10 protein-coding genes and 1 pseudogene are annotated in these 12,254 nt (G+C 70.5%); 7 read left to right on the forward strand and 4 right to left on the reverse strand.

Annotated elements, in window-relative coordinates; all coding sequences use genetic code 11:
- Positions 1 to 20: 20 nt before the first annotated feature.
- The 6 genes and pseudogenes from INQ48_03945 to INQ48_03970 all read left to right on the forward strand — a co-directional run bounded on the left by INQ48_03945 (position 21) and on the right by INQ48_03970 (position 7,650).
- Positions 21 to 2,666 (forward strand): DUF2169 domain-containing protein, encoded by a 2,646-nt coding sequence (locus tag INQ48_03945; protein ID QRF58425.1) that lies wholly within the window; start codon positions 21 to 23, stop codon positions 2,664 to 2,666.
- A 67-nt stretch (positions 2,667 to 2,733) separates the two neighbouring features.
- A complete protein-coding gene (locus tag INQ48_03950) occupies positions 2,734 to 3,780 on the forward strand; it encodes a pentapeptide repeat-containing protein (GenBank protein ID QRF60600.1) in 1,047 nt (348 codons plus the stop codon).
- A gap of 37 nt (positions 3,781 to 3,817) precedes the next feature.
- Entirely contained in the window at positions 3,818 to 4,465 is a 648-nt protein-coding gene (locus tag INQ48_03955; GenBank protein QRF58426.1) for a DUF3540 domain-containing protein, read from the forward strand.
- Between the two features lie 9 nt (positions 4,466 to 4,474).
- Positions 4,475 to 4,870: a DUF4150 domain-containing protein gene (locus INQ48_03960; GenBank protein ID QRF58427.1), complete on the forward strand. Its 396-nt coding sequence runs from the start codon at positions 4,475 to 4,477 to the stop codon at positions 4,868 to 4,870.
- 128 nt (positions 4,871 to 4,998) lie between these two features.
- Positions 4,999 to 6,767 (forward strand): annotated as a pseudogene (gene tagH / locus INQ48_03965) (type VI secretion system-associated FHA domain protein TagH).
- A 67-nt stretch (positions 6,768 to 6,834) separates the two neighbouring features.
- On the forward strand, positions 6,835 to 7,650 hold the full coding sequence (locus tag INQ48_03970) for a serine/threonine-protein phosphatase (GenBank protein ID QRF58428.1): 816 nt from the start codon (positions 6,835 to 6,837) through the stop codon (positions 7,648 to 7,650).
- Between the two features lie 149 nt (positions 7,651 to 7,799).
- On the opposite strand, the gene INQ48_03975 is transcribed toward INQ48_03970, so the two are convergent.
- From INQ48_03975 to tssA, 4 genes are all read right to left on the reverse strand, one after another.
- Positions 7,800 to 8,279, reverse strand: coding sequence for a type VI secretion system tube protein Hcp (locus INQ48_03975; GenBank protein ID QRF58429.1), 480 nt, complete (start codon positions 8,277 to 8,279; stop codon positions 7,800 to 7,802).
- 149 nt (positions 8,280 to 8,428) lie between these two features.
- Complete coding sequence (tssC, locus tag INQ48_03980) at positions 8,429 to 9,922, reverse strand: type VI secretion system contractile sheath large subunit (GenBank protein ID QRF58430.1); 1,494 nt, start codon at positions 9,920 to 9,922, stop codon at positions 8,429 to 8,431.
- A gap of 50 nt (positions 9,923 to 9,972) precedes the next feature.
- Positions 9,973 to 10,491: a type VI secretion system contractile sheath small subunit gene (tssB, locus tag INQ48_03985; protein QRF58431.1), complete on the reverse strand. Its 519-nt coding sequence runs from the start codon at positions 10,489 to 10,491 to the stop codon at positions 9,973 to 9,975.
- A gap of 88 nt (positions 10,492 to 10,579) precedes the next feature.
- Positions 10,580 to 11,611, reverse strand: coding sequence for a type VI secretion system protein TssA (gene tssA / locus INQ48_03990; GenBank protein ID QRF58432.1), 1,032 nt, complete (start codon positions 11,609 to 11,611; stop codon positions 10,580 to 10,582).
- A gap of 71 nt (positions 11,612 to 11,682) precedes the next feature.
- Between tssA and tssJ the strand changes: the two genes are divergently transcribed.
- On the forward strand, positions 11,683 to 12,225 hold the full coding sequence (tssJ, locus tag INQ48_03995; GenBank protein ID QRF58433.1) for a type VI secretion system lipoprotein TssJ: 543 nt from the start codon (positions 11,683 to 11,685) through the stop codon (positions 12,223 to 12,225).
- The last annotated feature ends 29 nt before the right edge of the window (positions 12,226 to 12,254 follow it).

The raw sequence follows: 12,254 nt of genomic DNA on the forward strand, positions 1-12,254 counted from the left end.
CCGACCACCGCGCGATACCGATGCACATACTGAAGCCTCATGTCGTCGCCCTGAGCTTCCGGCCGATCGAGTACCGGTCCAAGGCCGGGCTGTGCCTGAGCGGCATGCTGTTCCTGCCGATGTCGCCCGCCGATGGCGGACTGCTGCGCGAGCAGTCGATGTGGAACACCGTCTCCCGCCTGATGGCGGTGCCGCTGGTCGACGAAGGCGTGGCCAAGCTCACGCCCGAGTACCTGGTGGTGGGCCGCGTGCACACCAGCGAGCCCGGTGCGCGCGGCGCCGTGGCCCGGGTGCGCCTGGGCGGCGCGAGCAAGTCGGTGCTGGCCTTCGCGCCGCGCTACTGGGACGGCGCGCGCGTGGTGCAGTCGCCCGACTACCGGCCCGTGCCGCTCGACTGGAGCCAGGCCTACGGCGGCGCCGGCCACGACGAGAACCCGCAGGGCATGGGCGCCGCGCCGGTGGACGGCGTGCAGTGGCTGCCGCCGCTGGAGCTGCCCGATTCGCGCATCACCGCGCCCGGCGACGTGGTGCGCCCGGCCGGCTTCGGCGCGCTCGACGTGCTGCATCCGCAGCGCGCCGCGCTGCGCGGCACCTACGACGAGGCCTACCTGCAGAACCATGCGCCGGGCTTTCCGCCCGACGTCGACTGGCGGCACTTCAACATGGCGCCGCGCGACCAGTGGCTGGCCGCGCCGCTGCGCGGCGACGAGCCCTTCGCGCTCGAGAACCTGCATCCCGAGAAGCCGCTGCTGCAGGGTCAACTGCCGGGCCTGCGGCTGCGCGTGTTCGCCGACTACCGCCTGCCCGGCACGGCGGCGGCGGGCGGCGAGGCCTTCAAGCTCAAGGAAGTGCCGATGCGGCTGACCACCATCTGGTTCTTCCCCGAGGTGGAGCGCATGCTGCTGATCTGGCACGGCCTGGCCGAGGTGGCGGAGAACGACGGCAGCGACATCGCGCACCTCATGGCCGCGGTCGAGCGGCAGGGCGAGCCGCGCGAGGACGCCCATTACGCCGACGTGCTGGCGCGCCGGCTCGATCCGGTGCACGGCGGCATCGACAGCCTCGACGACGGCGAGCTGCTGCCCGAGGGGCAGGACACCACCGATCCCGACTTCGAGCGCGCCACCGAGGTCTACAAGATGGACGGCCTGCGCGGCGACGCCCAGATGCGCCGCGCCGAGATCGACGTGGCGCTCGCGCGCGAGAAGGCCGTCGCGATGGGCAAGGACCCCGATGCGATGGGGCTGAAGCCGCCGGTGCGCGAGAAGCCGCCCACCATGGCCGAACTGCCGGCCTACATCAAGGACAAGCAGAAGCTGGCCGAGGCGCAGCAGATCGCGGTCGCCGAGGACCTGCTCGCGCAGGTCGAGAAGCTGCTCGCGATGGACGACGCGCAGCGCCAGCGCCTGGCGCAGCTGGCCCATCGCGGGCCGCCCCTCTTCGGCGCCGAGCGGCACCTGGCCGAGCTCAAGGCCGCGTTCGGCCGGCTGCCGATGCCCGAGCCGCAGCTGCTCGACAGGCTGCGCGCCCGCGAGCAGGCCGAGCGGCAGGGCTACCTGCAGGGCGCCCACATGCAGCCCCCGGCCTTCGCGCTCGCGGGCGGGGAGGGCGCGCAGCGCCGCGCCGAGGTGCAGCGGCTGGTCGAGAAGGGCCACCGCACCCTGCCGTGGATCGACCTCACGGGCGTCGACCTGTCGGGGCTCGACCTGCATGGTGTCGACTTCTCGGGCGCCTGGCTCGAGAGCGTGAACCTGCGCAATGCCAACGTCTCGGGCTGCGATTTCTCGGGCGCGGTGCTGGCCCATGCCGACCTGCGCGGCTGCCTCGCGGTGGAGGCGAACCTCTGCGGCGCCAACCTCGGCCGCGCGCAACTGGCCGGCGCGGTGTTCGACCGCGCGCGCCTGGGCAGCACGATGCTGATGCACACCGAGCTCGCGCAGACCCAGATGCGCGGCGCCGACCTCGCTGGCGCCAACCTGCTCGAGACCCGGTGGGGTCCGGCCGACTGGAGCGGCGCGCGGCTGGCCGGCAATGTCTTCTACAAGCTGTCGCTGCGGGGCGTGGATCTGCGCGAGGCCGACCTCTCGGGCGCGAGCTTCGTCGAATGCGACCTGCGCGGCGTGGAACTCTCGGGCGCCAACCTGCAGTCGACCGCCTTCATCACCTGCCAGCTGCAGGGCGCGCGCCTGGTCGCGGCGCGTGCCAAGGGTGTGGTGTTCGCGAAGAACACCGTGCTCGACGGGGTGGATGCGAGCGGCGCCGATCTCTCGAACGCCAACCTGGGCGAGTGCAGCGCGATCGGCCTGCGCGCGCCCAAGGCGCTGCTCGACGGCGCCAACCTCGGCATGGCCGACCTGCGCGACGCCGACCTGCGCCTCGCGTCGGTCAAGGGCGCGCTGCTGCGCAAGGCGCGCTGCAGCCGCGCGCGGCTCGCGGGTGCGAACTTCCAGGATGCGGTGTTCAGCCATGCCGATTTGATCGGCACCGACTTCCGGCGCGCCAACCTCTTCGGCGCCGACCTCACGCGCGTCGCGCTCAGCGGCGACAGCCGCTTCGACGGCGCGCTGCTCGCGCGCAGCCGGACCTGGCCGCGGCTGAGCCCCGAGCAGCAGGCGGTGGCGGCGGCGCGCGCCGCGGCGCCGACCGATGGCGGAGGTGCCGCATGAGCGCAGCGCCGGGCCGCCCCGAACAAGCTCGCACCGCGGTGCGAAGCACGAAAGCATTTCAATGAGCGTGAGCGCGGAACTGCTGTCGCTGGGCGCCGGCCTGGGCGAGACCTTCGAGGGCCAGGACTTCGAAGGCGGCCACTATGCGAAGAGTTTTCTCGGCGGCGGCCTGTTCACCGCCTGCCGCTGGAATGGCGCGGACCTGCGCGGCGCGGACGTGCGCGAAGCCGTGTTCGACCAGTGCGCGATGGCCGGCACGCTGTTCGCCGGCGCCAACCTGCGCCATGCGGTGTTCAACCGCTGCAAGCTCGACCATGCCGACTTCCGCAACGCGAACCTGCACACCGCCACCTTCAACGAGTGCGACCTGTCGCATGCGCAGTTCGGCGACGCGGCATTGAGCATGGCGCGCTTCCACGGCTGCGTGCTCGACCATGCGGGAATGCAGCGCGCGGGCCTGGAATCGACCGTGTTCTCGAGCTCGAAGCTGCTCGACGTGAATGCCGACCACACGCAGTGGCTGCACACGGTGGTCACCGGCTGCGACCTGGCACGCATGACCTGGGCCGGGGCGTCGATGACCCGCGCGGTGTTCTCGAACCAGGCGCTGCCGAACCGCCGCTTCGATGGATGCCGGCTCGAGGGGTGCCAGTTCAACGGCGCCGACCTCGGCGGCAGCAGCTTCGCGGGCGTGCAGCTGAATCAGTGCAACTTCCAGGGCGCCAAGCTCGATGGCTGCGACTTCTCCGAGGTGAAGGCACCGCATGCGGTCTTCTGCGACGCGGCGGGCGAGGGCGTGCGCTTCACGAAGGCCCAGTTGACGCAGTCGCTGTTCACCGGCGCCGTGCTGCCGGGCGCGCACTTCGGCGGCGCGCGGCTGCACCAGTGCCATTTCGCGCAGGCCAGGCTGGCCCGCGCCGTGTTCGTCACCGCCGACTGCACCTACGCCGATTTCCGCCATGCCGACCTGCAGGGCGCCGACCTGCGCGATGCCGAGCTGTTCCGCGCCGTCTTCCATGCCGCGCAACTGCAGGACGCGCAGTTCACCGACCGCAGCCGCGCGCTCGGCACCGATGCCGAACTCGCGCGCGCCGAGCAATGGAGCGCCGCCTGAGGCGGCTCCCGTTCATCGTTCTTCCCGAGGCAACACCATGACCACCCTTCTTTCCACGCGCCGGCCCACCCGGGTCGCGTCGCCTGTGTCGCCCGCACCGAAGGCTTCGGCCACGCCGGCCGCCGGCTGGCACCGCGCCACCGTCTCGGCCGATCCGGCCACCGGGCTGCGATTGCGCGTCGGCACGCACGAGGTGTCCGCGCGCCAGGCCTTCAGCTGCCTGGTCGCGCTGCAGCGCGGCGACACCGTGGCGGCGCTGCTCGACGAGGGCGCGCAGTGGTGGGTGATGTCCGTGCTCGAGCGCGAGGGCACGCAGGACGTGGTGCTGCGCAGCGAGGGATCGCTGGCGCTCGAGGCGCCCGTGCTTCGCGCGCGCGCGTCCGAGTCGCTCGAGCTCGCCGCGCCGCAGGTGCGGCTGCAGTGCGAGCAGGCCGACGCGGTCGGCGACCGGCTGAACCTGATCGGCGGCGCGATGAAGGCGATCGGCGCCACGCTGTCGACCCTGTTCGATCGCGCGCACCACCACGCCGGGCAACACCTGCGCACCACCGAGGGCCTGGACCGCACGCAGGCGCAGCACCTGGAGCTGCAGGCGAAGCAGCTGCTGCAGATCCACGCCGAGCACGCGCTGATCGAGGGCGAGCAGCTGGTCAAGGCGCGCGGCGGCCAGATCCACTTCGGCTGAGGTCGCGCCATGTTCGCCAACTGCCAGATGATGGGCACCGACATGGGATTTCCCGATGTCTGCCTCACGCCCACGCCCGCCGGACCGGTGCCGATCCCCTATCCCAACATCGCGATGGGGCCGATGGCGATTCCGAACTGCCCCACGATCCTGTTCATGTGCATGCCGGCCCACAACCTGGCTACCACCATCCCGATGACCAACGGCGACAACGTGGGCGTGAACATGGGCGTGGCCTCGGGCACCGTGATGGGACCGTCGCGCCATGTCACCGGCGCCTTCACCGTGCTGCTCAACGGCATGCCGGCCTCGCGCCTGACGAGCGTGTCGCTGCAGAACAGCACCAACTGCCCGGGCGTTCGCCTGGTGCCGAGCCAGGCGCTGGTGCTGCTGCTGGCGCCCTGAGCGCGGCGGCGGAAACGGCCTATCTCTTAAGGCGAGATTGCCAATGCGCCCCACCGAATGAATACTCCTTGCGAGTTGCCGCGCCCGCGCAGGCGGGCGGTGTTTGGGCGTCGCCCGGGAGCCGGTTCATGATCCAGATCGCTGTTATCTCCCGCCAGGGCGTGCCGACGGGGGCGTCCCTGGCCGCCGAGTTCGGTCCCGCCGGCGGCACCATCGGCCGCGCCGAGAGCAATGCACTGGTGCTCGACGATCCCGACCGCACCGTCTCGCGCGTGCATGCGCAGGTGCTGTGCCGCGACGGCCGGTACTTCATCGTCGACCGCGGCAGCAATCCGATGCAGTGCAACGGGCAGCCGCTCGGGCCCGGCAACGAAGCCGCGCTGGTCGACGGCGCCCGCCTGGTGGTCGGCAGCTTCGAACTCGTGGTGCGCGTGCAGGCCGCCGCGCCCGCACCGGCACCGGCCGCGGCACCGTTCGCGATCCCCGAAACCATCATGGGCCTGTCGGGCGCGAAGTCGGCACCGGCGCCGGCATCCGCCGCGGCGAGCAGCGACGATCCCTTCGCCGACCTGCTCGCGGGCCTGGGGTCGCCGCCCGCGCCCGCACCCGCGCCGGGCCGGTCGCCCGCGCCGTCGTCGTCGTCGTTGTCGTCGTCCTCGCCGTCAGCCGACTCGCTGCTGTTCCCCGACCCCATGGCCACCGGTTCGCGCAACGCGCAGGCCGCGCAGATCGATCCCTTCGCCAACCTGCTCGGTCCCGACCCGGCTTCGGCACCCGCCGGCGGCCTCGGCGCGCTCGACGACTTCTCCGACCTGGGCGCGCCGCCCGCGCACGGCAAGGCCGCGAGCATCGACGCGCTGTTCGGCGGCACGGCCGGTGCCGGCGGCATCGGCGGCGATCCGCTCGCGCTGTCGCCGCTGGCCGATCCGCTGCTGCAGCCCAACACCGCGAACGACGCCGATCCGCTGGCCGCGCTGCAGCGCGCCGCGCCGGCCACGCCGATGGCGCGTTCCGACCACCTGCCGATCGAGCAGTTCGGCTTCACGCCGCCGAAGGCCATCACGCCGCCGGCCGCCGTGCCGGTGCCGCCACCGGCCCCCGCGCCCACCCCTGCGCCCGTGCCGCGCGCCGCGCCGCTGCCCGAGCTGCCCGCCTTCGACGACATGACGGGCCTGCCGATCCGCATCAGCGGCCCCGACACCGCGGGCCGCCCGCTGCCGCCGCTGTCCGCGCCGGCACCGGCGCCCGCGCGCGCGCGCCCGCGCCTGCCCCTGTCGCCGCCGCGCCTGTCGAGCGCATCGCGAGCGACGACGAGCTGCTGGCCGCCTTCCTGCGCGGCCTCGGCGGCACGCACCAGCCGCCCGAGATGCTCACGCCGGGGCTGATGGAGCGTATCGGCTCGATGCTGCGCAGCGCCACCGAGGGCACGCTGCAGCTGCTGCTCACGCGCCAGGAGTTCAAGCGCGAGGTGCGCGCCGAGGTCACGATGATCGCGGCCCAGGCCAACAACCCGCTGAAGTTCTCGCCCACGGTCGAGGTCGCGCTGGCGCACCTGCTGGGGCCGGGCGTGCGCGGCTTCATGCCGGCCGAGGCCGCGATGCGCGATGCCTTCAACGACCTGCGCGCGCACCAGTTCGGCGTGATGGTCGGCCTGCGCGCGGCGCTGGCGCACGTCATCGCGCGCTTCGAGCCCGAGGAGCTCGAGAAGAAGATCAGCTCGAAGTCGGCGCTCGACGCGCTGTTCGCGGCCAACCGCAAGGCCAAGCTGTGGGACCAGTTCGTGGCGCTGTACGGCGGCATCGCGACGGAAGCCGAGGACGACTTCCACAACCTGTTCGGCAAGGCCTTCCTCGAGGCCTACGAGGCGCAGATGGCGCGCCTGAAATCCGACGACTGAGGCGCGCGCGACCGCTGCACCCAGAACAAGAACCCACGACACGCACGACCGACGCGAGGAGCCCCGCTTGGAAATCGAAATCGTCACGCTGTCCCGCCAGGGCGGCCGCAGCTACAACGAAGACGTTCATGGCCATTGGCACGACGAGCGCCATGTGGCCTGCCTGGTGGCCGACGGCGCCGGCGGCCATGGCGGCGGCGACGTGGCGGCGGCCACGGTGCGCGCGAGCGTGCTGGGCGCGTTCTCGGCCGGCCCCAGCCTCGACGCGGGCGTGCTGCGCGCCTTGATCGAGCAGGCCAACCGCGACGTGGTGACGCGCCAGGCCGAGGGCGGCACGCTGGCGGGCATGCGCTCGACGGTGGTGTTCGCGGCCATCGACCTCGAGATCCATGCGCTGGCCTGGGTGCACAGCGGCGACAGCCGGGCCTACCTGTTCCGCGGCGGCGCGATCGTCGCGCGCACCACCGACCACAGCCTGGTGCAGCAGATGGTGGCCGGCGGCATGCTCGACGAGGAGGGCGCGCGCCTGCATCCGCAGCGCAACATGCTGCTGTCGGCGCTGGGCTCGCTCGAGGAGGAACCCGACATCGCGGTGTCGGACCGCATGCGGCTCCTGCCGGGCGACGTGCTGCTGCTGTGCAGCGACGGCGTGTGGGAGCCGCTGGGCGACGAATGCCTGGTCGAGACCCTGCATGCCTCGCGCACGCCCAGCCAGTGGGTCGAGCAGATCGAGGCGCAGATCGTCGCGCGCGCGAAGCCGGGGCACGACAACTACACGGCGCTCACGCTGTGGGTGATCGACGCCGCCGAGGACGAGACGCGGCTGCTGCCGGTCGAGGCGCAGCCCGAGCCGGGCGATCCCGAAGACACCGTCCTCGGTTGACGCAACGGGCGGCGGCGCGCCGCCGTCCTTTTTCTTCTTCTTCTTTCTTCCTCGCAAAGAGAAACGGCCCGCGATGCCCTCGAGCAGAGGACGCGGGCCGAATGGCGTGGAGCTTGCCGCGCTCGCGCGGCGAAGTCCCCGGGGAGATCTCAGCGGGTCTCGGTGGTGGCCACGTTCCAGCCGAACTTGACGTCGCCGGTGGTGGCGCCCTTGTCGTTCTGGGCCTTGTAGGCGAACTCGATGTCCTTGTAGGTCACGACCACGTTCTCGAGCACGTCGCCGCCTTGCGAACCGGCCGGGGCCACGTTCGAGATGAAGACTTCCTTCATCGTGACCTTGAGGTACTCGCCCTGGCCGTCGCCGGACTTGCGGCAGGTCAGCACCGCGTCCTTGAAGTGCTTGCCGCTGACGCAGTTCTTGGCCAGCACGGGCGAGGCCTTGTCGAAGATGTGGACGAAGGTGAAGAAGCCGGGCTGCGCCTTGCCCTTGCCCGAGCCGCCGCCCGATGCCGCGCCGGAGGTGTTCGCCACGTCCCACGACCACGACAGGATCTCGATCTCGTCCTTGTGATCCTTGTGGGTGGCCTCGCCGGTGACGCCGTCGAACTTGATGTGGAAATCGGATGCCATCTTGCTACTCCTGTGATGCCTGCGATGCGCGGGCGATGGTTGACGAAAGAGAAGGTTTTTTCGGGGCTACCGGCCGCTGCGGGTGGGGCTTCGGCCGGTAGTGATCTCAGAACGAAGAAGCGGGCGGGATTTCAAACCCACCCGATGGCCTATGCCGCGCCCTTGGCGGACGGCAGCTTGGAGACCAGGCGCAGCGAGACCGTCAGGCCCTCGAGCTGGTAGTGCGGGCGCAGGAAGAACTTGGAGGAGTAGTAGCCGGGATTGCCTTCCACCTCCTCGACCACCACCTCGGCCGCGGCCAGCGGCTTCTGGGCCTTGGTGACCTCGGACGAGTTCGCCGGGTCGCCGTCGACGTAGTTCATGATCCACTTGTTGAGCCAGCGCTGCATCTCGTCGCGTTCCTTGAACGAGCCGACCTTGTCGCGCACGATGCACTTGAGGTAGTGCGCGAAGCGGTTGCAGGCGAACAGGTAGGGCAGGCGCGCGGCCAGGTTGGCGTTGGCGGTGGCGTCGGGATCGTCGTACTCGGCCGGCTTGTGCAGCGACTGGGCGCCGATGAAGGCCGCGAAGTCGGAGTTCTTGCGGTGGATCAGCGACAGCAGGCCGGCCTTCGAGAGCTCGGCCTCGCGCCGGTCGCTGATCGCGATCTCGGTCGGGCACTTCTGGTCCACGCCGCCGTCGTCGCTCGGGAAGGTGTGCAGCGGCAGGTTCTCGACCGCGCCGCCCGACTCGATGCCGCGGATGCGCGAACCCCAGCCGTAAAGCTTGTACGAGCGGTTGATGTTGGTGGCCATCGCATAGGCCGCGTTGGCCCAGGCGTACTTGCTGTGGTCGGCGCCGGCGGTGTCCTCCTCGAAGTCGAACTCCTCCACCGGGTTGGTGTTGGCGCCGTAGGGCGTGCGCGCCAGGAAGCGCGGCATGCACAGGCCCAGGTACTTCGCGTCGTCCGACTCGCGCAGCGAGCGCCAGCCCGCGTACTCGGGCGTGAGGAAGATCTTGGTCAGGTCGCGCGGGTTGGCGAGCTCCTGCCACGACTCCATCTGCATCAGGTTCGGGCTTGCGCCGGTGATGAAGGGGGCGTGGGCCGAGGCGGCGATCTTGGCCATCTCGCCGAGCAGCTCGACGTCGGGCGGGCTCTGGTCGAAGTGGTAGTCGCCGACGATCGCGCCGAAGGGCTCGCCGCCGAACTGGCCGTATTCCTGTTCGTAGATCTTCTTGAACATCGGGCTCTGGTCCCAGGCCGCGCCCTTGAACTTCTTGAGGTTCTTGGCAAGCTCCTGCTTCGAGATGTCCATCACCCGGATCTTCAGGTTCTCGTCGGTCTCGGTGTTGTTCACCATGTAGTGCAGGCCGCGCCACGCACTCTCGAGCTTCTGGTAGTCGGGGTGGTGGATGATCCGGTTGACCTGCTCGGTGAGCTTGGCGTCGATCGCCGCGATCATCGACTGGATCGACTTCGTGACGTCCTTGCCGATGACCTCGGTGTTGGCCAGCGCCTGCTGGGCCAGCGTGAGCACGGCGGCTTCGACCGCGCTCTTGGCTTCGTCGCTGCGCGGCTTGAATTCCTTCTGCAGCAGCGACGAAAAGTCGCTGCCCGCGTACGCGACGTCTTTCAACGCGCTCTGTTCGAGTGCTTCGGCCATGGTGGGTTACTCCTCGTGAACCGGATGTGGAAGTCGGAAAGGGACAGGAATCAGGCGGCCGGCGGGGTGGTGCCGTCCTCGGGCTTCTTGGTCGCGGCCAGCGACTGCAGCAGCGCCGGGTCCTCGAGCACCTTGGCCAGCAGTTCCTCGGCGCCGTTCTTGCCGTCCATGTAGGTGACGAGGTTCGACAGCTGGGTGCGCGCCTCGAGCAGCTTGTTGAGCGCGCCGACCTTGCGGGCCACGGCGGCGGGCGAGAAGTCCTCCATGTTCTCGAAGGTCAGCTCGACCTTGAGCTCGCCCTCGCCGGTCAGCGAGTTCTCGACCGCGAAGGCCGCGCGCGGCTTCATGGCCTTCATGCGCGAGTCGAAGTTGTCGACGTCGAACTCGAGGAACTTGCGGTCGGTCACGGGCGCCAGCGGGTCGGCGGGCTTGCCCGACAGATCGGCCAGCACGCCCATCACGAAGGGCAGCTGGATCTTCTTCTCGGCGCCGTAGAGTTCGACGTCGTATTCGATCTGCACCCGGGGCGCCCGGTTGCGGGCGATGAATTTCTGACTGCTCTTGGCCATGGCGATGCTCCTTGCGAGGGTGAAACGGGGTGGGTCGATCCAGGGATGGAAAGGGGAGGGGACGAGGGGAAGAGGCGGCGGAAGGGCCTCAGTCCGAGGCGCGGCGACCGGTCACGTTCTCGATCGTGTCGAGCGCGTTCGGCGCGAGGTTGGCCATGATCTCGAGGAAGCTCACGCCGATCAGCTTCTTGGCGCGCTCGATCAGGAGCGGCGCGGGATTGCCGGGCTCGGTGGTCTCGAGGAAGCGGATCACGCGGTCGAGCATCTTCAGCGCGTCCTCGCGGGTCTGGATCTCGCCGCGCGCGGCCGCGGGGCGTGCAGCGCCACCGCCCGCCACGGCTTCGCCGCCGTCCGCCGCGTCCGCCGCGCCGGCTTCCTCGGGCGCGCCGATCGCGGCGCCGCAGGCCTTCTGCACGGTGCGCGCGATGGTGCGCAGTGCGCCCAGGTCGATGGCATCGGAACGGCCGGTGCGCTCCACCAGCAGCGCCTGCAGCTGGTCGATCAGGGCCGGCGCGCCGATCGCGGCCTCGATGCGCTCGGGCTGCGCGGCCTGCAGGGCCTCGAGGCCGGCCTGCAGCTGCGGCGCGGAATAGAGCGGCTCGCCGTTCGCCGCGAGCGTGCCCTGCACCACCGCGATGTCGCGCACGCGGATCGAGCCCACGCCCGGCGCCGCCCCCACCTGGGCGTCGTAGAGGTCGCGCAGCACCATGGTCTCGTCGTTCAACGGCGCGAGCGCGTTCAGGCGCATCGTCGGATCGTTGTCGTCGTCGGCATCGAGCGTTGGATGTATGCCGTCCCAGAAGCGGTCGAGCAATCCGGTCAGAAGGCGCAGGCCGGCGACGAAGCCGGGCACGCCCTGCAACCGGGTGGCGGCACGCAGCATCAGCACGGCGGCGCGCACGTCCTTGCTGCGGCGCAGGATCGCGTCCGACTGCTCGGCCACGCTGCGCCAGTCCGGCTCCACCGCGGGAATGACGGTGTCGCCGAACTGCTGTTCGGGCTTGCCCTGCGACGCGGTCACGAGCGCGGTGAAGTCCGCGTCGTACTCGAGGTCGGTGCCGCTCGGCGCGCTGTCGCCGATCGGTATGAGCAGTGCATCTGCGAGTTCGTTGGTGAGCATGTTGCCTGTTGAATGTGGCTGGTGATAATCAAAGATGCCTCTCAACCGGTCAATGCAACGAAGGGAATAGCATGCGAGCGCTCGGTACACACCATTCGTCCTATGGAGGCCTGCTGGCCACGGCTTCGCGCCGGCACGTGGCGGCCTTCGGCCTCGCTGCCGCGGGGCTCTTTCTCGCGGGCTGCGCGAGCAAGCCGCCACCCGAAGTGAAGACGCCGGTGTCGCTGACGCTGGTGGCGGGCCCCGATGCCAATCCCGACGCGCGCGGCCGCGCATCGCCGCTCACCGTGCGCGCCTACATCCTCAAGACGCCGGGTGCCTTCGAGGGCGCCGACTTCTTCTCGCTGTTCGAGAAGGACCAGGCCACGCTCGGCGCCGAGCTGGTGCAGCGCGAGGAGACGCTGCTGCGACCCGGCGAGAGCCGCAAGTTCGACTTCGTGCTGCAGCCCGACGCCAAGATGATCGGCGTGATGGGCGCATTCCGCGACCTCGACCGCGCGCGCTGGCGCGAGGTGCGCCCGCTCGAGGTCGGCAAGATCAACACCATCACCGTGACCTACGGTGCGCGCCAGATCCGCATCGATCAGAAGGCCGAGCCGATCAAGGAGAAGTAGGCGCTGCACAGGGCACGCACGGCACGCAC

Source organism: Variovorax paradoxus (assembly GCA_016806145.1).
In the GTDB taxonomy this organism is placed as follows: domain Bacteria; phylum Pseudomonadota; class Gammaproteobacteria; order Burkholderiales; family Burkholderiaceae_C; genus Variovorax.